The 21,009-nt window shown below is 49.1% G+C and carries 14 protein-coding genes; all 14 read right to left on the bottom strand.

Annotation, left to right across the window (positions count from 1 at the left end):
* Positions 1 to 29: 29 nt before the first annotated feature.
* Positions 30 to 1,295 (bottom strand): cysteine desulfurase, encoded by a 1,266-nt coding sequence (locus H1A11_RS16750; protein ID WP_165491374.1) that lies wholly within the window; start codon positions 1,293 to 1,295, stop codon positions 30 to 32.
* Positions 1,296 to 1,317: 22 nt separating this feature from the next.
* Positions 1,318 to 2,661 (bottom strand): Fe-S cluster assembly protein SufD, encoded by a 1,344-nt coding sequence (gene sufD / locus H1A11_RS16745; RefSeq protein ID WP_138345681.1) that lies wholly within the window; start codon positions 2,659 to 2,661, stop codon positions 1,318 to 1,320.
* 17 nt (positions 2,662 to 2,678) lie between these two features.
* Complete coding sequence (gene sufC / locus H1A11_RS16740) at positions 2,679 to 3,434, bottom strand: Fe-S cluster assembly ATPase SufC (protein ID WP_117588596.1); 756 nt, start codon at positions 3,432 to 3,434, stop codon at positions 2,679 to 2,681.
* 41 nt (positions 3,435 to 3,475) lie between these two features.
* A complete protein-coding gene (gene sufB, locus H1A11_RS16735; RefSeq protein ID WP_118696464.1) occupies positions 3,476 to 4,930 on the bottom strand; it encodes a Fe-S cluster assembly protein SufB in 1,455 nt (484 codons plus the stop codon).
* A gap of 48 nt (positions 4,931 to 4,978) precedes the next feature.
* Positions 4,979 to 5,491 carry a CvpA family protein gene (locus H1A11_RS16730; RefSeq protein WP_181757476.1) on the bottom strand — a complete coding sequence of 171 codons (513 nt, stop codon included), beginning with the start codon at positions 5,489 to 5,491 and terminating at the stop codon, positions 4,979 to 4,981.
* Positions 5,492 to 5,627: 136 nt separating this feature from the next.
* The gene (infB, locus tag H1A11_RS16725) at positions 5,628 to 8,651 is read right to left on the bottom strand and encodes a translation initiation factor IF-2 (RefSeq protein ID WP_117964267.1); all 3,024 of its coding nucleotides are present in this window, start codon (positions 8,649 to 8,651) and stop codon (positions 5,628 to 5,630) included.
* Between the two features lie 123 nt (positions 8,652 to 8,774).
* On the bottom strand, positions 8,775 to 10,040 hold the full coding sequence (gene nusA / locus H1A11_RS16720; RefSeq protein ID WP_005824354.1) for a transcription termination factor NusA: 1,266 nt from the start codon (positions 10,038 to 10,040) through the stop codon (positions 8,775 to 8,777).
* A gap of 4 nt (positions 10,041 to 10,044) precedes the next feature.
* Positions 10,045 to 10,512 carry a ribosome assembly cofactor RimP gene (gene rimP / locus H1A11_RS16715; protein WP_087332882.1) on the bottom strand — a complete coding sequence of 156 codons (468 nt, stop codon included), beginning with the start codon at positions 10,510 to 10,512 and terminating at the stop codon, positions 10,045 to 10,047.
* Between the two features lie 470 nt (positions 10,513 to 10,982).
* Positions 10,983 to 13,472 (bottom strand): glycoside hydrolase family 3 N-terminal domain-containing protein, encoded by a 2,490-nt coding sequence (locus H1A11_RS16710; RefSeq protein ID WP_138345706.1) that lies wholly within the window; start codon positions 13,470 to 13,472, stop codon positions 10,983 to 10,985.
* Positions 13,473 to 13,608: 136 nt separating this feature from the next.
* Positions 13,609 to 15,936, bottom strand: a complete 2,328-nt coding sequence (locus tag H1A11_RS16705; RefSeq protein WP_181757475.1) for a glycoside hydrolase family 3 C-terminal domain-containing protein — start codon at positions 15,934 to 15,936, stop codon at positions 13,609 to 13,611.
* Positions 15,937 to 15,940: 4 nt separating this feature from the next.
* Positions 15,941 to 17,137 carry an esterase gene (locus H1A11_RS16700; RefSeq protein WP_119961726.1) on the bottom strand — a complete coding sequence of 399 codons (1,197 nt, stop codon included), beginning with the start codon at positions 17,135 to 17,137 and terminating at the stop codon, positions 15,941 to 15,943.
* Between the two features lie 45 nt (positions 17,138 to 17,182).
* Entirely contained in the window at positions 17,183 to 18,388 is a 1,206-nt protein-coding gene (locus tag H1A11_RS16695; RefSeq protein WP_151882178.1) for an esterase, read from the bottom strand.
* Between the two features lie 31 nt (positions 18,389 to 18,419).
* On the bottom strand, positions 18,420 to 19,304 hold the full coding sequence (locus H1A11_RS16690) for an esterase family protein (protein ID WP_181757474.1): 885 nt from the start codon (positions 19,302 to 19,304) through the stop codon (positions 18,420 to 18,422).
* A 121-nt stretch (positions 19,305 to 19,425) separates the two neighbouring features.
* Positions 19,426 to 20,991: a RagB/SusD family nutrient uptake outer membrane protein gene (locus H1A11_RS16685; protein WP_119961729.1), complete on the bottom strand. Its 1,566-nt coding sequence runs from the start codon at positions 20,989 to 20,991 to the stop codon at positions 19,426 to 19,428.
* Between the last annotated feature and the right edge of the window lie 18 nt (positions 20,992 to 21,009).

Raw genomic sequence — 21,009 nt, 5'->3', positions numbered from 1 at the left:
GGAAGAAAGGTTGCAAAGCTTTGCTTGGGTCAGAACATCCGGCTGACACGAACTATACCTGCCACCAGCGCATCTATCTCCTCCCGGGTATTGTAAAGTCCGAAAGATGCACGCACCGTTCCTTCGATACCAAGACGCTGCATCAATGGTTGGGCACAATGATGTCCCGTGCGTACGGCAATGCCAAGACGGTCGAGCAATGTACCCATATCAAAATGATGGATATCACCTACCAGAAACGATATGACACTACCCTTGTCTTCTGCCTCGCCGAAGATACGCATACCGGGAATCTCTTTCAGCCGTTGCATGGCATACTGGGTCAATTCGTGTTCATAGGCGGCAATCTTGTCCATCCCAACCAGCGAAACGTAGTCCAAAGCTTTGGCAAGTCCGGTAGTACCGATATAATCCGGCGTACCGGCTTCAAACTTGAACGGCAATTCATTGAAGGTAGTCTTTTCAAAAGAGACATGCTGAATCATCTCTCCACCACCCTGATAGGGAGGTATCCTATCCAGCCACTCCTCTTTACCATAAAGTACGCCTACTCCCGTAGGACCATACACCTTGTGAGCGGAGAAAACGAAGAAGTCGGCATCCAAGTCCTGCACATCCACCGGCATGTGGGGAATGGACTGGGCACCGTCCACAAGCACCGGAACACCCTGCTCATGGGCAAAAGCAATCATCTCCTTGACGGGATTGACCGTGCCCAGCACATTGGAAACATGTGCCACACTGACAATCCTGGTACGTTCGGAGAACAACTGCCTATATTCGTCCAATAAGAGTTCGCCCTTGTCATTCATCGGAATCACTTTGATGGCTATTCCACGCTTGGCGGCAAGCAGCTGCCAGGGAACAATGTTACTATGGTGCTCCATCACAGAAAGAATCACCTCATCCCCCTCCTGCATAAATTCCTCACCAAAGCTGGAGACAAGCAGGTTGATACTCTCCGTCGTACCACGGGTAAAGACAATCTCATTCGTACTACGGGCATTGATGAAACGTCGCACCGTCTCACGCGAGGCCTCGTGCAGCTCTGTAGCCTGCTGCGAAAGGAAGTGCACCCCGCGATGCACATTGGCATTCACCGAATAGTATTCGTCCGTAATGGCATCTACTACCTGGCGGGGTTTCTGCGTAGTCGCGCCGTTGTCCAGATAGACCAACGGCTTGCCATATACCTCACGGGAAAGGATGGGGAAATCAGCTCGAAGCCTCTCCCCCAGCCCCTCCCCCGTAGGGAGGGGAGCCAAGATACTACTCTTATTTATATCGTTGTTCATAATGAATCGAAATTATAAGCTATCACTTGCAGATGGCACATCCCTGGCATTTGTTCAGTTCTCCCCGGAAACGCTTCTCTACCAGCAGATGCAGACGGTCCTTCAAAGCATCCAAACGGATGGTGTCGATGACTTCGTTGACAAAAGCGAACATCAGCAGCAGGCGCGCCTCACGCACCGGGATACCACGCTGCCGCATATAGAAGAGAGCGCTTTCATCGAGCTGCCCCACCGTAGCACCATGACTGCACTTCACGTCATCTGCATAAATCTCCAGCTGAGGTTGGGTGTACATATGCGCATCGCGGGTAGCACAAAGATTGCGGTTGGTCTGTTGCGAACTGGTGTGCTGTGCGTCAGGGCGCACTAAAACAAGACCGGCAAAGGCACCTACAGCCTGCTCGTCAAGGACATACTTATAAAGCTCATTGCTGGTACAGTTGGGCACAGCATGGTCGATAGTCGTATGATTGTCCACATGTTGGTTCTTGTCTGCAATGGCCATACCGCACAGATTCAGTTCCGCATGTTCACCGGCGAGCGTCACACGGGTTGTATTCCGCGTAGTTCCGTTGTGCAGGGTCATACCATTCAGCAGTACATTGCTATTGGCTTCCTGCCTTACATACATATTGCTGATACGCACCGTACTGGTGTGGGTCTCCTCCAGTTCATAAAAATCGAAAACAGCATTTTCACCGGCAAAAATTTCTATTACCTGCGTTGCCAGGAAGTTCACACTGTCCATTGCATGGTCACATACTAGCAAGCGGGCTTGCGCCCCCTCCTCCAGGATAACCAGCACACGACGATTTATCATAAAATTGACGTCACCACGCAGGATATTCACCAACTGAATAGGTTTCTCTACCACCACATTCTTAGGAACATAAAACAGAACGCCGTCTTGTACAAAAGCAGTGTTGAACGCCGTCACACCATCCTCTGCCGTATCAGCCAGCTTACCGTAGTATTTCCTCACCAATTCAGGATTCTGTTCGGCCACTTCCTTCAGGCTACCGAAGATAACCCCCTCAGGCAGATGGGATTTGGGCAAAGCTCTGCCATAGAAAGCATCGTTCACCACAAAATAAAGAGCAGTGCTCATATTGGGAACATCGCACTTGAACACTTCATAAGGATTCACCGGGATTTCCAACCGGTTCAAGTTCAAGCCATAATCCGGCTCAAAGAACTTACTGATATCCGTATATTTATATTTCTCCTCCTTACGGGTAGGAAAGCCCAAGCGCTCAAAGTCGGCAAAAGCAGCTGCACGCGGCGCATTCAGCACCTCGGCACTATGCCGGCATATCATCGCCTCCGTTTGGGAGAAAAGGTCTATATATTGTTGCTCTACACTCATGTTTTCAGATTATGAGTTTATAATTCACTTGCTTCTTTCTTTATCCAATCGAAGCCACGTGTCTCAATCTCCTTCGCCAATTCCGGTCCACCGGTCTTTACGATACGTCCGCCCAGCAATACATGTACCGTATCGGGTTTGATATAGTCCAACAAGCGCTGGTAGTGGGTAATGACCATAGCACTGGTTTCCGCTGTCTTGAGTTTATTGAAACCATCGGCCACAATGCGCAGGGCATCTACATCCAGACCAGAGTCCGTTTCGTCCAGAATGGCGAAAGTCGGTTCCAGCATAGCCATCTGGAATATCTCGTTGCGCTTCTTTTCACCGCCACTGAAACCTTCGTTCACGCTACGGTTAGCAAGCTTATTGTCCAGTTCCACAATGGCACGTTTCTCGCGCATCAGCTTCAGGAACTCGCTGGCCGACAAAGCAGGCAGATGGCGGTACTTGCGTTGCTCATTCACGGCAGCACGCATGAAGTTTACCATCGAAACACCCGGAATCTCTACCGGAGTCTGGAAAGAAAGGAAAATTCCTTCATGCGCACGGTCTTCAGGGCTCATGGCAAGCAAGTCCTTGCCATTAAAGGTGATGGAGCCGCGTGTCACTTCGTAAGCCGGATGGCCTACCAACACATTACTCAACGTACTTTTACCGGCACCGTTCTGTCCCATTAGTGCATGTACTTCTCCATCACGTATGGTCAAGTTGATGCCTTTCAATATTTCTTTGCCATTGATGCTGGCATGTAGGTCTTTTATCTCTAACATCTTTATATTTACTATTTGACTATTTACAATTTACAATTTAATCACCCCACGCTTCCTTCCAGCGAAATGGCAAGCAATTTCTGCGCTTCTACGGCAAACTCCATCGGCAACTTGTTCAGCACTTCCTTGGCATAACCATTCACAATCAGCCCCACGGCATCTTCTGTAGAGATACCGCGTTGGTTGCAGTAGAATATCTGGTCCTCACTAATCTTGCTGGTGGTGGCTTCATGCTCCACGATGGCCGTTTCGTTTCGGATGTCCATGTAAGGGAAAGTGTGCGCACCGCATTTGTCGCCAAGCAGCAAGGAGTCGCACTGGCTGTAATTACGGGCATTATCCGCTTTCTGTGCCACGCGTACCAGACCACGGTAAGAGTTCTCACTCTTACCGGCAGAGATACCTTTGCTCACAATAGTGCTACGGGTATTCTTGCCCAGATGAATCATCTTTGTTCCCGTGTCTGCCTGCTGATGGTTATTGGTTACTGCCACACTATAGAACTCCGCTGTCGAATTGTCACCGGAAAGGATGCAAGACGGATACTTCCAGGTAATGGCCGAACCTGTTTCCACTTGTGTCCAAGACAGTTTACTGTCCACCCCTTTACAATGGCCACGCTTCGTCACAAAGTTATAGACACCACCCCGGCCCTCGGCATCACCGGGATACCAGTTCTGCACGGTGCTGTATTTCACTTCTGCACGGTCGTGCACCACAATCTCCACAATGGCCGCGTGCAACTGGTTCTCGTCACGCATCGGAGCCGTACACCCTTCCAGATAGGAAACGTACGAATCATCATCCGCCACAATCAAGGTTCTTTCGAACTGCCCCGTATTGCGGGCATTGATGCGGAAATAGGTGGACAACTCCATCGGACAACGTACCCCCTTCGGGATATAGACAAAAGAGCCGTCGGAGAACACCGCCGAGTTCAGTGCCGCAAAGAAGTTGTCGCGATAAGGCACCACCGAACCGAGATATTTCTGTACTAAATCGGGATGCTCGCGTACAGCCTCACTGAATGAGCAGAAGATGATTCCTTTCTCCATCAGCGTCTCCTTGAAGGTAGTCTTTACAGACACCGAGTCCATAACGGCATCCACAGCCATACCGCTCAATGCCATCTGCTCTTCCAGCGGAATGCCCAGTTTATTGAAAGTCTTTATCAACTCAGGGTCCACCTCATCCATGCTCTTCGGGCCCTCCTTCTTCTTCGTAGGGTCAGCATAGTAGGATATGGCCTGATAATCTATTTCGGGAATGCGGAGATGTGCCCATGTAGGCATCTCCAACGTCAGCCAGTGGCGATATGCCTTCAGGCGGAACTCCAGCAACCATTCCGGTTCTCCCTTCTTCTCAGAGATAAGCCGCACAACATCTTCATTCAGCCCACGCTCAATGATGTCCGTATGCACGTCGGTCGTGAAACCATACTTATACTTTTCCTGAGTGAGTTCCTTTACATATTTATTGGGTTCTTCTTGTTGCATCACTTCTATAATTACAAATTATGAATTACAAAATCACGGCTCACGGTATCAGTCAAAGTCTCCGTTTACAATCTGCTCCGTAACCGCCTTTGCCGCGGGAAAGAATATCCCGGCAAACTCTTCCATAGGATAATATAACACTGATTCTTTCTTTTTTGTTTTGCCAATCAGCGTATTGTCTCCGTCTATAAATTCGATGACACCAATCAGCAGGCTCGTCAACAGGAGGTACTTCAAAGCCCCCAGACCGGCTCCCAACCAATGATTGAGCCAGCCCAGCGAGACGGCCTCCATTGCCCGGGTCAGCAGAGAAGCCACCAGGGAGAAGAGCAAGGGAACAGCCAGCCAGATGAGGACAAATGCCAGTACTTGCGCCACTGTCATAGAGTCTGTCAATGTGGGGCACAGCTTCGCTGCCAACGAGGCATACAAAGCCTTTACTGCCAGCAGACCGACAATCAGCCCCAGCAGAGAGGCCAATTGCTTCACAAAACCTTTCATGAAGCCAATGATTGCGCCCAAGCCAAAAGCTACCAATATGATGATATCTATAATTGCCATAGATTAATGTGATAATGTGGTAATGTGCCAATATGCTAATGAGCAAATGGCTGATATGCAAAATGTGCCAATTGCCCTGCGGCATTTTCTTTACGCGCAGCCAATTGGCACATTAGCATATTTGCACATTATTCAATTATAATGTTTGCTTCACTTCTATTTCTTCGTAAGATTCGATAATATCGCCCACCTTGATGTCGTTGCAATTTGTCAGGCTGATACCGCACTCGAAGTTGGTACCTACCTCCTTCACGTCGTCCTTGAAGCGCTTCAAGGCATTGATGGCACCCGTAAAGATTACGATACCGTCGCGTATCAAGCGGGCCTTGTCGCTGCGTTTCACCTTTCCGGTCTTGACCATGGCACCTGCCACCAGTCCCACCTTCGTGATGTTGAACACCTCGCGCACCTCGATGGTTGCTGTAACCTGCTCCTTCAATGTTGGTGCCAGCATACCTTCCATGGCAGCCTTCACCTCTTCGATGGCATCGTAGATGACGGAGTACTTGCGGATATCCACCCCCTCCTGCTCTGCCATCTTGGCGGCAGCACCCGAAGGACGTACCTGGAAACCGACGATAATCGCATCCGAAGCGGCAGCCAGCGAGACATCCGATTCGGAAATCTGACCGACACCCTTGTGAATTACGTTTACCTGCACCTGCTCCGTAGACAGCTTGATTAAAGAGTCGCTCAACGCTTCCACAGAACCGTCCACGTCACCCTTCACAATCACGTTCAGCTCATGGAAGTCACCCAATGCCAGACGGCGGCCCACTTCGTCGAGCGTCAGCATCTTCTGCGTACGCAGACCTTGTTCACGCTGCAACTGTTCGCGCTTGTTGGCAATCTCGCGTGCTTCCTGCTCCGTCTCGATTACGTGGAACGTGTCGCCAGCAGCAGGCGCACCGTTCAAGCCCAATATCAGGGCAGGTGTAGAAGGACCGGCTTCCTTCATGCGCTGGTTACGCTCGTTGAACATAGCCTTTACCTTACCGTAGTTAGTACCTGCCAGCACGATGTCGCCCATCTTCAAAGTACCGTTGGAAACGAGCACCGTAGCCACATAGCCACGTCCTTTATCCAATGAGGACTCAATGATGGAACCCGTAGCACGGCGGTTCGGGTTTGCTTTCAGCTCCAGCATTTCCGCTTCGAGCAACACTTTCTCCATCAGCTCGGGTACACCGATACCCTTTTTGGCAGAGATATCTTGCGACTGATACTTACCGCCCCACTCTTCCACCAGGAAGTTCATGGCAGCCAGCTCTTCCTTAATCTTGTCGGGATTGGCAGTCGGTTTATCAATCTTATTGATTGCAAATACGATGGGAACACCCGCAGCCATGGCATGGTTGATGGCTTCCTTTGTCTGCGGCATCACGTTGTCGTCAGCAGCCACAATGATAATGGCAATATCCGTAGCTTTGGCACCACGGGCACGCATGGCAGTAAACGCTTCGTGACCCGGAGTATCGAGGAATGTAATCTTACGCCCGTCGTCCAGCGACACGTGGTAGGCACCGATGTGCTGTGTGATACCACCCGCTTCACCGGCAATCACATTCGCCTTACGGATATAGTCGAGCAATGAAGTCTTACCGTGGTCTACGTGCCCCATCACCGTTACAATCGGAGCGCGAGGTTCCAAATCTTCCTCATCATCCTCTTCCTCTACGATGGCCTGCGCCACTTCTGCACTTACATATTCTGTCTTGAAACCGAATTCCTCAGCCACCAGGTTGATGGTCTCGGCATCCAAACGCTGGTTGATGGATACCATCATACCAATGCTCATGCAAGTGGCAATAACCTGAGTAACTGAAACATCCATCATGCTTGCCAACTCATTGGCCGTCACGAATTCCGTAATTTTCAGTACCTTGCTTTCTGCCATCTCCATGTCTTCCAATTCCTGCATACGGCTGGAGGCCATGTCACGTTTCTCCTTACGATACTTGGCACCTTTGTTCTTTCCTTTGGAAGTGAGGCGTGCCAAAGTTTCCTTTACCTGCTTTGCTACATCTTCCTCGCTAACCTCCTGCTTGATGACCGGCTTCTTGAAGCGGTCCTTATTGCGGTTGCGGTTATTATTGGCATTGTTTCCACCAGGCTGGTTTCCACCTTGCGGGCGGCCCCCCTGACCTTGCTGGGCACCTGCGTGTCCACGATCGTTGCCACCACGCTGGAAGTTGGAAGCATTGTTGATGTCCACTTTCTCCTTATTGATACGGACACGTTTCTTTTTGCCATTGGCATCGCCGGCAGCGGTATCCTTCAGCTTGCTATCATCACGGCGGATTTCCTTGATGATAGCTTCCTTCATCTGCTTCTTCTGATCCTGGCGAATCTTTTCCTTCTCTTCACGCTCCTTGCGTTTCTCCTCTTTCGATTTCTTCTTCGGACGTGTGGACTGGTTCAAGGCAGCCAGGTCTATCTGTCCGATGACATTAATCTTCGAAACAAACTCAGGCTGATGTATCTTGAAGATTTCTTCTCCTTCTTCTTTCCCCTCTTTTTCAACCGGTGCTTCTTCAGCCGCCGGTGCGGGAGCAGGCGCTTCTATCATTTCTTCCTTTTTAGATTCTTGTTGAGCCTCTGACACCGGAGCAGGCTCTTCCTTGACAACGGGTTGGGGCTGCGGTTCCGAAACGGACTGCAGTTCGGGTTCAGATGCCGGCTGTATCTCCGGTTGAGGAGCTGGTTCCGGTTTCGGCGTTTCTACAACTGCCGGTTCCTCCACCTTTTTCTCTTCTATTGCTTTTTCCGTTTCTTTCTCTTTTTCTTGAGCAGGAGCAGGTCTACGGTTCAGTTTGTCCAAATCAATCTTGCCTACCGGCTTGAACTTCGGACGTACGTCTTCCGGAACAACCGTCTTAATCTCCTCGGGCTTCGCTTTCTCCTGCGTTTCCTTATAGCCGTCAATAGACACGGACGCCTTGTTGCGGTCCTTGCTCTGACGTTCCTGGCTGAAACGCTCCGACTTTATCTTAAGGTCCTTATCTGTACTAAACTCCTTTTTGAGCAGTTCGAACTGTTCATCCGTAATTTTTGTGTTCGGATTTGCCTCAACGGTAAATCCCTTCTTTTGCAGGAACTCGACAGCCGTCGTAATTCCTACATTTAAATCTCTTGTTACTTTGTTTAACCTTATCGTCATACTAATTTAATGAATTAATGTGCCAATATGCTAATGTGCTAATTGGCTGAGAAAAAAGGAGTGTGCACTTCATCCGATATGCTATCTGCATTGGCACATTAGCATACTACCCACATTACCACATTACTGCTCCTCCTCTTCAAACTCTTGTTTCAAAATGCGCAATACCTCGTCCACCGTCTCTTCTTCGAGGTCCGTCTTCTCAATCAACATCTCACGGGGAGCGTTCAACACAGCCTTTGCCGTATCGATACCGATAGCCTTGATGGCATCGATAACCCAACCGTCTATCTCATCACGGAATTCGTCCAAGTAGATGTCTTCATCCTCTATGGCCTCATCCAACTCACGGAACACGTCGATGGTGTACTCAGTCAACATACTGGCAAGCTTGATATTCAAACCGCCTTTACCGATAGCCAGCGACACCTCTTCGGGTTTCAGGAACACTTCCGCCTTGCGTTCTTCCTCGTTCAAGCGGATAGAAGAAATCTTGGCAGGGCTCAAGGCACGCTGTATAAACAACTGGATATTCGACGTATAGTTGATAACGTCGATATTCTCGTTGCGAAGCTCGCGGACGATACCATGAATACGGCTACCCTTCACGCCCACGCAGGCACCTACCGGGTCGATACGGTCATCGTAGCTCTCAACGGCAATCTTGGCACGCTCGCCAGGGATGCGGGCAATCTTCTTGATGGTAATCAGTCCGTCATTGATTTCGGGTACTTCCATCTCGAACAGACGTTGCAGGAAGACGGGCGACGTACGGCTCAGGATAATCTTCGGATTATTATTCTTGTTGTCCACACGTGCCACTACGGCGCGGGCAGTCTCGCCCTTGCGGTAGAAGTCACTCGGTATCTGTTCGGTCTTGGGCAGCAACAGTTCGTTGCCTTCATCATCGAGCAGCAGCATCTCCTTCTTCCAAATCTGGTAGACTTCCGCATTGATGATGGTACCCACCTTATCAATGTATTTGTTGTAAATACTATCTTTCTCCAGTTCCAATATCTTGGAGGCCAACGTCTGGCGCAAGTTCAAGATGGCACGGCGACCAAAGTTCGCGAAAATAACTTCATCCGTCACTTCCTCGCCCACCTCATAAGAAGCATCAATCTTTTGTGCTTCGGACAATGCAATCTGCAGGTTCGGGTTTTCCAAATCCTCGTCTGCCACTACCTCACGGTTACGCCATATTTCGAAATCACCCTTGTCCGGGTTTACAATTACGTCGTAATTCTCATCGGTACCGAACATTTTCGCAATCACACTACGGAACGACTCCTCGAGTACGCTTACCATCGTGGTTCTGTCGATATTCTTCAGTTCCTTAAATTCCGAAAATGTATCTATCAAGCTGACAGTTTCTACTTTTTTGGCCATAGTCTTATTTAAAACTGATTAAGTATTTAGTGTATTTTATCTCTTCATACGTAAAGGTCAAGTCCTCGTCCACCAGCTTGGGACGCTTGGCACCTTCCTCTTTCACTTTCTTCTGAATGGTCACGACGAAATGCTGTTCGTCGGCTTCCTTCAACACGCCGCTGAGCTTGCGGCCGTCCTTTGTCAGCACTTCCACTTCCTTGCCGATGTGGTTAATGTACTGCTGCAGTACCTTGAAGGGCTGTCCGATGCCGGCCGAACCGACTTCCAACTCATAATCCTCATCCTCACGGTTCAACTTGGACTCGATGTAGCGGCTCAGCTCTACGCAGTCCTCAATCCAAACACCTTCTTTGTGGTCTATTTCCACCAAAATCTTGTCATCCGGGCTGATTGTCACCTCCACAAGGAAGTAGTCCTTTCCTGCCAGCCACTCGTCAACAATCTGACAAACAGTTTTCTTTTCTATCATAGATTAACCATTAGGAACAAAAAAGAGGAGCTTAATCGCCCCTCCACCTTTCATCCGTTTTCGCTTGCAAAGATATAAATAATCTGTTCGACTACAAAATATTAGAGAAAAAAAGATTGATTTAACGGTTCAAACGGGAATTATATTACAGACACACCCTTTCAACACTTCAAGATAAGGGGTAAAACATATAATCTTATGAGACAGAAGCTCATACTTTATGAAATGAATTATCACGTTCCATACTGCATGAGATGCACATGTCAAGCACAACGAGATGTGCATCTCGAACAACATGAGATGTACATCTCATGCGTACAATCTCTATTGTTTCAGGAAAAGAAGTAAGGAGGTACAAGCGGAAAAAAGATACTGTTGAAAGACAACGCGGAAAAATAAAAGGCCGATAGCTTGTTTCATGCTATCGGCCCTTTTACTATGGTTCTAAAGGTCTAAAAGACCTTGTCGTATCACTTATTCGGAGTCTCCCACTTCTTGGTATCCGTACAAACCACGTTCACAGTCTGGTCACCCGTCTGGATGCGGAAGTCACCTTTCTCCAGAATCCACTTGCCATCATAGCCTACGAAAGCAAGGTCGGAGCCTTTCAGTTTCAGAGTCACGGTCTTTGTCTCGCCCGGTTTCAGTTCCACTTTCTCGAAAGCGCGAAGACGGCGGGTATCGGGAGTAAGGGAGGCAACGAGGTCACTGCTGAAGAGCAACACGCTCTCCTTGCCGACACGGTCACCAGTATTCTTCACATCTACAGTGAAAGTAAGCACATCATCAGCGGTAAAGTCCGACTTATCCACCTTGAGGTTACTGTATGCAAAAGTAGTATAACTCAATCCATAACCGAACGCCCACTGTACAGATACTTGCGCATCGTAGTTATAAGCGCCTTCCATCTGCTTTCCGATGTGTTCGCACGGTTTGTAGTCGTACGTAATCAGAGAGTTGATTTCCTTCGGATAAGTGAAAGGCATCTTTCCGCTGAAGTTGGCGTCGCCGGCAATGAGGTTTGCCAACGCATCACCGCCGTAATTGCCCGGAAGCATAGTATTGACAACAGCCTTAGCCAAAGGCTCGATGTCAGCAATCAGGCGAGGACGGCCTTCATTCAACACCAGAATGATGGGCTTCCCGGTTTTGGCAAGAGCCTTCACCAAATCGAGCTGGTTCTGGGAGAGGAAGAGGTTCGTCAGGTTACCCGGAGTCTCGCAGTAAGAGTTCTCACCGATGCAGGCAACGATGTAGTCGGCACCGGCAGCGGCTGCTACAGCTTTCTCTATCTCCGGAGTGTTTTCTTCCCACCAGTTGCCACCTTGCTTATAAGTGACACCGGCTTCGTAGATGATATTGTCCGCACCGAATTTATTGGTGAAAGCCTCGAGAATGGTATTATATTGACCTGCATGCTCGTCGGCTTTGTCGCCCTGCCATGAATAAGACCAGCCGCCATTGAGGCAACGCATGGAGTTGGCATTCGGACCGGTAACCAGCAGTTTCTTGCCTTTTGCCAACGGCAATATACCGTCTGTATTCTTCAGGAGTACCAAAGACTCTTCGGCAGCCTGCAATGCAGCAGCGGCATGTTCCGCACTACCGAACAACGGGAAGTCTTTCAAGTCATAATAGGGCTTTTCAAATAGGTTGAGACGGCATTTCAAACGCAGCACACGACGCACAGCATCGTCTATACGGCTCATGGGAACTTCACCTTCTTCCACCAGTTCTTTCAAGAGTGTACAGAACTTCCAGTCGTACGGGTCCATAGACATGTCGATACCGGCATTGATGGCGAGCTTGATGGCTTCCTTCTTGTCCTTGGCAATGTGGTCGCGGCTATAAAGGTTGTTGATGTCCGCCCAGTCGGTCACGATCATACCGTCCCAGTTGAGGTCTTCTTTCAGCCACTTGGTCAGCAGCTCATAGTTGGCATGGAAAGGCAGGCCGTTGTTCATGGCGGAGTTCACCATCACGGAGAGGGCACCTGCCTTCACCATTTCCAGATAAGGAGCAAAATGCTTCTCACGCATATCCTGCTCGGTGATGGAAGACGGCGTACGGTCCTTACCGGAAACGGGGACACCATAACCCATATAATGCTTCATACAAGCGGCAACGTTGTTCCCGCCAATCAGGTTGGGGTTCTCTCCCTGGAAACCGATAATGGCTTCACGTCCCATTTCGGCATTGACGTAGGCGTCTTCACCATAGTTTTCCCACATACGCGGCCAGCGCGGGTCACGTCCGAGGTCGGTCACCGGGGCATACGTCCAGGGGATGCTTCCCGCCTTTGTTTCGTAGGCAGAGATACGTGCACCCTTACGTGTCAGTTCACGATTGAAGGTAGCTCCCATATTGACGCCTTGCGGAAAGAAAGTACCGCCCAGTGTATAGGTAGTTCCGTGTATCTGGTCTACACCGTACACACAAGGAATACCCATCACCTCCATGGATTTCTCCTGAATGCGTTTGATGATTTCCTGCCACTTCTCCACGCTCTGTGCCACACCGTTGGGCACGTTCAAGATGGAGCCTACTTTGTATTTTCCGATGACAGAGTCGAGCATCGCCTCGTCCAACTGGAAACCCTTGGCATTCTCAATGCCTTGGATACGCATATAGAGCTTCATCATCACATCCTGCGAAGGCATCTCCTTGCCCAGCTTGAATTCCTTTTCAAGCTTGTATCTCTTGATGATTTTTTGCAGGTCCTTCACCGTGATGTTCTTCGGGTCGAGACCGGCAAAGGGATTGGCGCGTTTCTGCAGGAGGTCGATAGTGAGTTCGCACATCTGACCGACTTTCTCGTCAAGCGTCATCTTCTTCAGCAAAGTCTCAATCTGCTGTTCTATTTTCTCGTCTCTTGGAATGGCAGGCGCAACAGTGGTCTGCGCCGTAGCAGTAAGTACTAACCCTGATAGGGCTAAAGATAAGATTAACTTTTTACTCATGGTTGTGATATTGGTTTATAATAGTTGCACTATCTGTTTATACGAGGCACAAAGATAAGAACATCCTGCCATACCAAAGGATACAACAGGATGTTTTTTAGGGTATGATTTGTTATCTTTTCAGACAATCCTACTCTCATCTCTTCAAGAGGTTCATCGGTTCCTGAAGTTTCAGGATGTCGTTCGTCTTCTGCGTTGCGGCAGCTACTTCAGCCTCCAGCGTAGCCTTGATGTCGCGTGAGGAAGCCCCGACGAGGAACTTGTAGTTTCCGGGAGTTACCACCCATGCCGATGCAGCCTCATCATAGGAAGCCAGGTCGGCAGCATTCACTTTCAGCGTCACCACAGTAGTTTCGCCCGGTTTCAGTTCCTTAGTCTTGGCAAAAGCTTTCAGTTCCTTTTCGGGTTTGTTGGCGTCTGCAGCATCGGGAGCGGATACATAAAGCTGAACCACTTCCTTACCTGCTACCTTACCGGTGTTCTTCACTTCCACAGATACGGTATAGACGCCGTTGGCTGCCTTAACAGCAGCCTTGTCATAAGCAAAAGTGGTATAGGAAAGACCGTAACCGAAAGGATAGGAAACCTGCTTGCCAAAGGTGTCAAAGTAACGGTAACCTACGTAGATATCCTCCTCATAATTGGTATAATCCACATCCTTCACGTCGTTCTTCTTCCCGCCCTTGTTCACGAGGTCGGTGCTTACGCGCATGTCTATCGGGAAGTTGGCGGAAGAAGCGGCATCTTCAAACTTCACCGGGAAAGTCATTGTCAGCTTGCCCGAAGGAGAAGCCTTGCCACTCAGCACGTCAGCCACACTGTTTCCTCCCTCCTGGCCTGCCTGCCATGCACAAAGGATGGCATCGGGAACAGACTTCCAAGAAGCAGTTTCAATCACACCACCGATATTAAGTACCACCACTACCTTCTTTCCGGCAGCGTGGAAAGCATCGGACACTGCTTTCAACATGCTCTGCTCCTCTTTGGTGAGGTTGAAGTCGGCTACCATACGGTCGAGGAACTCACCGGAGGTACGTCCCAGCGTCACCAGTGCCACATCGGCCTTGGCAACCTGCTCGCGGATAACTTGTGCGGACACAGCCATCTCAGCAGGACGCTCGTCGGGCATAAACCACTCTTTCTTATCTTTGGCTAGACGTTCTTTCTCTGCTTTCAGGTAAGCTTCATAGCTATTCTTCAGCGCTTCATCCACCACATAGCCGGCATTCTTCAAGCCGTCCAATAGCGAAACGGTATAAGCGCGGTTCACGTTGCCCGAGCCCGTACCTCCGGCAATGAAGTCATAGGAAGTACAACCAAAGAGTGCCACGTTCTTCACGTCGGCTGCCAGTGGCAGAGCACCGTTATCGTTCTTCAGCAATACCATACCTTCTGTCGCCGACTGGCGGGTAACGGCAGCATGTGCTTTCAAATCAGGCTTGTTGGAATATTTATATCCCTTGAAATGGGGAGTCTGGAGAATCATTTCCAAAATGCGCTTCACATTCTGATTGAGAATGGCTTCGTCCAACGCTCCGTCCTGCACACCCTTCACGATGGCTTCGTACTGCTTGGGCAGACCGGGCTGCAACATGTCGTTGCCCGCCACCATCTGTGCCACAGCATCTTTACCACCGAACCAGTCGGTCATCACCATACCCTTGAAGCCCCATTCGTCACGCAGCATCGTTGTCTGCAACTCCTTGTTTTCCGAAGTATAGACACCGTTCAGGTAGTTGTATGAGGACATCACGGTCCAAGGAGCGGATTCCTTCACGGCAATCTCGAATCCTTTCAAGTAGATTTCGCGCAAGGCGCGTGGAGATACATGCGCATCCGTAGCCATACGGTTGGTTTCCTGGTTGTTCACAGCAAAGTGCTTGATACTGGTACCCACACCGTTGCTCTGCACACCACGTACGTAGGCGGCGGCAATCTTACCCGACACCAACGGGTCTTCGGAATAATACTCGAAGTTACGTCCGCAAAGCGGGTTACGGTGAATGTTCAGCGCCGGAGCCAACAGCACGTCCGCACCATATTCCAGCACTTCGTTACCGATAGACTGACCTACACTTTCCACCAGTTCCTGGTCCCAGGTAGAGGCGAGCAAAGTTCCGATAGGGAAATGAGTACAATAGTACGTAGCAGAATCTCCCTCACGCTTGGGGTCGATACGCAGTCCAGCGGGACCATCAGCCAGCACCACAGCGGGAATGCCGAGGCGCTCAATCGGATATGTGGTTCCTGCCGCACCCGGCACCAGCTTTCTCGTTGCACCGATTACGGCACTGTCACCCGAGAAACCTGCCATACCGGTACCCACTACCAGATGCGCCTTTTCTTCCAAAGTCATGGCGCCAATCACCTCATCCAGAGAGGACTTTCCAAGCTGCGGCACACCCGGTCCGCAAGCTGACAAAACAGCCATTGCTGCTGCCATGGATATGATATTCTTCTTCATAATCTTATTTAAATATCTTCGGTGCGAATTCAGTCAGGTAAATACGCCAGTTCTTCCAGATATGACCTTCTCCGGTTTCATAATATTCATATTTGTAACCCTTCTCGTCCAACATCTTGCGGTAGTCGTTATTGGCCTGGAACAAGAAGTCTTTATTACCGATAGCGATGTAATAGAGTGCCGGTTTCTTGGCAAACTGGGTTTTCAGTTTGGCTTCAAGGTTGTCATAAATCGGAGACTTCACATCTTTGTTGGGCATGATGGCAGCCGAGAACAGCCCTACATAGTCGAACATGTCCGGATATTGCTTGGAGATGTGCATGGAGTGGAAACCTCCCATAGAGAGACCAGCAATGGCACGCCCCTTCTTGTTGGCCTGTGTACGGTAAGTCTTATCAATGAATTTCACCACGTCGGGGAAAGCCGTTTCGAAAGAACCTTCCATCGTCTTGGGCAGATTCATGCTGGGAGCGGCAAAACCCAGTGACGATTCACCCGGAGCAGCCTCCAACGCAGCGTTACCGTTGGTCATTACTACAATCATCGGCTTGGCCTTGCCTTGGGCGATGAGGTTATCCAGAATCTGTGCCGTACGTCCCAGTTCGCTCCATGCGTTCTCGTCGCCACCCATACCGTGCAGCAGGTAGAAGACAGGATAGCGCTTGCCGCTTGTCTCATATCCGGCAGGCGTATAGACAGTCAGACGGCGGTCCATACCCAGCGTAGGGCTGTTGTACCATACCTTAGACACCGTTCCATGAGGAACTTTATTCACTTTGTAAAGATCGATGCGCTCGTCACCACCGATGATGAATACATTCGTCACGCTTGCCACGTCTCGAATCATATAGACGTTGGCAGGGTCGTTAATCTTCAGTCCGTCTACCAGGAAAGTGTAGCTGTAGAGTTCTGGTTTCAGCGGTTCGGGAGTAGTGAATTCCCACACACCGTCCTTGTTCTCTTTCAAATCTGCCACACCCGGACCATCAAACTCACCAAAAGGAGTCTTGATTTTCTGCGTAGGCAGGAAGTCGCCGGTTACTTGCACCTTTACGGCTTTCGGCGCCTTCAAGCGGAAAGTTACTGTATTGTTGTCGTGTATCTCAGGTGAGACCACAGGAGCGCCTCCCCAGAGAGCTTGTTGCGCGAAAGTCATCGCACACATCAGCAACAGAGCTGACAAAATAGAAATTCTTTTCATGATACGTATGTTATTTTGTTATTAAATTAGTTATACCGAATCCTCTTATTTGAACAACTTCGGCACGAACTCCGTCAGATAGATGCGCCAGTTCCTCCAGATATGGCCCTCGCCCGTTTCAAGATACTCGTACTTATAACCATTGTCATCAAGCAACTTGCGAAAGTCGGCCACACCTTTATAAACAAAGTCCGTCTTGCCGCATGCGATGAAGTAAAGGGCCGGTTTCTTGGCAAACTGAGTCTTCAGCTTACCTTCAAAGTCGGTATAGACCGGACAAGTTGATTTATCGTTTCCGGTACTTGCACCGGAGAAAAGACCTACATAGTCGAACATGTCCGGGTAATACTTGGAAATATTGCAAGAGTGGAAACTACCCATAGAAAGCCCGGCAATGGCACGGTTCTTCTTATTGGCAAGAGTGCGGAAATTCTTCTCTACGAACTTCACGATTTCGGGGAACGAGAGTTCAAAAGCACCTTCTGCCACTTTCGCTCTTTCGTCGGGACGCATGGATGGGGCAACAAACCCCTTGGGAGACTCACCTGCAGCAGCATCTTGCCAAGCATTGCCGTTGGTCATCACTACAATCATAGGTTGAGCCTTGCCCTGTGCGATAAGATTATCCAATATCTGCGAAGTACGGCCAAGAGCAATCCAAGCTTCCTCATCACCACCTGCACCATGAAGCAGATAGAATACCGGATAACGCTTGCCGCTGGTTTCATAACCAGCCGGAGTGTAAATCGTCAGACGGCGGTCCATTCCCAGCGAAGGACTATTGTACCACATGCGACTTACCGTTCCATGAGGTACCTTATTCACTTTATACAAATCGGCACGGTCCCCACCGATGATAAATACATTGGTCACGGTAGCCACATCCCGAATCATGTAAACATTGCTCGGGTCCATCATTCTCAATCCGTCTACAATAAAGGAGTATCCATAAAGTTCCGGCTTCAACGGTTCGGGAGTAGTAAATTCCCAAACGCCGTCCTTCCCCTCTGTCAAATCGGCAATGCCCGGTGCATCATAATCGCCACGAGGGGTCTTAATAGTTTGTGGAGGCAGAAAATCACCGGTAATCTGCACCCTTACAGCCTTAGGAGCTTTCAAGCGAAAAGTAACCGTGTTGTCTTCATGAATATCAGGAGAGACAACTGCCGCACCTCCCCAAAGAGCTTGCTGTGCAAAAAGGGTGACACAGCAGACCAGCAGCATAGCTGCCAAACTTAATAATCTTTTCATAATTTCTTATATTGAATGAATTAGATTTTTATTATTTAGCAAAGTTACGACTTACAAAAGGCAGGCACATATAAAGCGCCGAATGCCAATATTCGCTGGTATGTCCGCCATCCCGCACACGGAACTGGCAAGGGATACCGGCATTACGCATCGCCTGGAAAAACTCGATATTACGATCCAGCAGAAAGTCATCGTCTCCGCAATCCACAAACCACTGTACTGTACGAAGCTGTGCCTTACGCGCATCGTCCGCTTCGGCCACATACCTGATGCAACTATGTTCTTGCACAGAACGCGTCAGCACAGCCATCTTGTTTGTGGGGTCGGGATCTTTTCCCGCCTCCTCACCACTGACGGGGATATTCATCAAAGCACTCATGGCATAGGCGGCACAATACATATCCGGATAGCGCTGTGCATAGCTTGCCGTTCCGCCTCCGCCCATAGAAAGTCCGGCAATGGCACGATGCTGCTTATCACCTTTCACCCGGTAGGTCTTCTCTATATAAGGAAGGAACTCCTTATAGAAGAAATCTTCGTAAGCCCAGCCCGGCATATTGAAGTAGCCGTTCCAGCAAGTAGCTGGATTACCTCCGGCATTAGGGCTGACGATAATCATCTCGCAAGCCTCGCCCGATGCCACCAACTGGTCCATCACGTCCTTCACACGTTGGTCTGTAAACCAACTGGTATTCACCCCCGACATGCCATGTAGTAGATAGAGAATCGGGTATTTTCTCGTAGCATCCACCTCATAACTTTGAGGTAAATAAATTGTAAACTGCCGGTTTGCATCCAATATCTTGCTGTAGATACTGTCCGTCACCACTTTGCTCTGCGGTCCCCAACCGGAGAATTGTGCATATGCCGTCAGCATGGTGAAAATAGCCAGAAAAGTAAATAAGACTTTCTTCATGGTATTTTAGATTTTAATGTTTCTCATATTTATGATACATCAAGGGTAAGGTATCAGAAACGGTTATGCAAAAATAAAAACTTATGATTTCTTTTGTCATGATATATATCAGTTTCTTTTCCTACCAATTTTCATTCTGCACCATATTCGGATTCAGTTCAAGCTCCTTGCGCGGTATAGGCAACAACTTATGCTTCGGTTTGAAGCCATAAGTGGAATTCCGGTACTGGAATTCCGTACCCTTGGAAGAATAGCTCGGTATTTCTTTACCCTGATTGGCCATTACTGTTTCGGCATCGCCCCAACGCACCAAATCCTGAAAGCGTACACTCTCCAGACAAAGTTCCAGACGTTTTTCTTTCTTCACATCATCCAATGTTACAGAAGTCAGACCGTTCAGTTGGGCACGGGAACGTATCTGGTTGACGTATTCCAATGCTTTACCGCTATTGCCATTCTGCACATGTGCTTCAGCAGCCAGCAACAACACTTCAGCATAACGCATCACGCGCAGGTTAATGTACTGCAAGGCTTGAAAGTAGGAAGCATCATATACACAGTCCTCTTTCAGAGCACGGTTCTTCCACATAAAATACCCCTCGTGTCCCACCAGGTTCGCTCCTGCCTGCAAAGAAATACCAAGATTCTCCAATTGGGCAGCCGTACGGATGGAGCTGTTCAAACGATAGCCATTTTCACCTTCCATGGCAACAAAAGCTTCATATAAATCCTTTGTCGGATTCATGAAACCATAAGTACCCGTAGCAATGTAGGAAGAGGCCTCGCTACTCAGTGTCAGTTTTTCCGTACGCCACCCCTGCATAATGAAGGTCATTGTCATCTGGTTCCAGGCCTGCTCAGAGTCATTGCGTTTCTGCACTTCCAACATAGACTCGCAACAGCCATTGGCAGCAACGTGCAGCAGTTTATCATAATCACCCGTATAGAGCGCGTATTTACCAGACTCTATGACTTCATCCAGAATACCGGCAGCATCGCCATACTTCCCTTGAAACAAATAAGCTTTACCCAACATGGCCTGCGCCACCTCTTTCGTAATCCGAATACCCGTCTCACTGTCGTTTACATCCGATTTGGAAGGAAGCGCATTAGAATTTATAGCCTCCGTCAAATCGCTCTCTATCAATGCCCACATAACCTCCGGCGTACTGTTGCCGAGGCGATATTCTCCCGGAGTCAACAAATGGTCCACCACCGGAGCCGTACCAAACAGAGTGACCAGTTCAAAATTCGACCATGCACGGAAAAACCTGGCTTCGGCAACAGCACGTTTCTTGACTTCCGTATCCGGCTCCAACAAATCAATAATCAGATTCGACTTATAAATTATGCCGTACATACCCGAATACAGCCCCTGTACCATGCCATGGTCCGTGTCAAATGTATATTCATTCAACTGTTCCATTTGAGAGTTGTCACCCCGCGAGCCACCTCCAGCCCAAACATCATCGGCCAACAGATTCTTTGTGAAAAACCAGTTATAGTAATTGCCTCCCCAACTACTATACAGAGAAGCCAAAGCTTGTATGGCATCGTCATCAGTCTTATAAAAATCTTCCTGACTACCCATATTTCCATGTTTTGCTATATCAAGGCGATCTTCACAACCGGTACTGAATACGGAGAGTAACCCCAGCATCAGTATATAAACATATTTAGTTTTCATTATCAGTATCAATTTGAG

Origin of the sequence: Bacteroides sp. CACC 737, assembly GCF_013874375.1 — a bacterium.
In the GTDB taxonomy this organism is placed as follows: domain Bacteria; phylum Bacteroidota; class Bacteroidia; order Bacteroidales; family Bacteroidaceae; genus Bacteroides; species Bacteroides uniformis.
This window is presented reverse-complemented; position numbering and strand designations above follow the sequence as displayed.

What these genes read in the sequence shown, in the direction of transcription:
- H1A11_RS16750 (WP_165491374.1), bottom strand. Translation starts at nt 1,295, where the DNA reads ATGAACAACGATATAAATAAGAGTAGTATCTTGGCTCCCCTCCCTACG.
- sufD (WP_138345681.1), bottom strand. Translation starts at nt 2,661, where the DNA reads ATGAGTGTAGAGCAACAATATATAGACCTTTTCTCCCAAACGGAGGCG.
- sufC (WP_117588596.1), bottom strand. Translation starts at nt 3,434, where the DNA reads ATGTTAGAGATAAAAGACCTACATGCCAGCATCAATGGCAAAGAAATA.
- sufB (WP_118696464.1), bottom strand. Translation starts at nt 4,930, where the DNA reads ATGCAACAAGAAGAACCCAATAAATATGTAAAGGAACTCACTCAGGAA.
- H1A11_RS16730 (WP_181757476.1), bottom strand. Translation starts at nt 5,491, where the DNA reads ATGGCAATTATAGATATCATCATATTGGTAGCTTTTGGCTTGGGCGCA.
- infB (WP_117964267.1), bottom strand. Translation starts at nt 8,651, where the DNA reads ATGACGATAAGGTTAAACAAAGTAACAAGAGATTTAAATGTAGGAATT.
- nusA (WP_005824354.1), bottom strand. Translation starts at nt 10,040, where the DNA reads ATGGCCAAAAAAGTAGAAACTGTCAGCTTGATAGATACATTTTCGGAA.
- rimP (WP_087332882.1), bottom strand. Translation starts at nt 10,512, where the DNA reads ATGATAGAAAAGAAAACTGTTTGTCAGATTGTTGACGAGTGGCTGGCA.
- H1A11_RS16710 (WP_138345706.1), bottom strand. Translation starts at nt 13,472, where the DNA reads ATGAGTAAAAAGTTAATCTTATCTTTAGCCCTATCAGGGTTAGTACTT.
- H1A11_RS16705 (WP_181757475.1), bottom strand. Translation starts at nt 15,936, where the DNA reads ATGAAGAAGAATATCATATCCATGGCAGCAGCAATGGCTGTTTTGTCA.
- H1A11_RS16700 (WP_119961726.1), bottom strand. Translation starts at nt 17,137, where the DNA reads ATGAAAAGAATTTCTATTTTGTCAGCTCTGTTGCTGATGTGTGCGATG.
- H1A11_RS16695 (WP_151882178.1), bottom strand. Translation starts at nt 18,388, where the DNA reads ATGAAAAGATTATTAAGTTTGGCAGCTATGCTGCTGGTCTGCTGTGTC.
- H1A11_RS16690 (WP_181757474.1), bottom strand. Translation starts at nt 19,304, where the DNA reads ATGAAGAAAGTCTTATTTACTTTTCTGGCTATTTTCACCATGCTGACG.
- H1A11_RS16685 (WP_119961729.1), bottom strand. Translation starts at nt 20,991, where the DNA reads ATGAAAACTAAATATGTTTATATACTGATGCTGGGGTTACTCTCCGTA.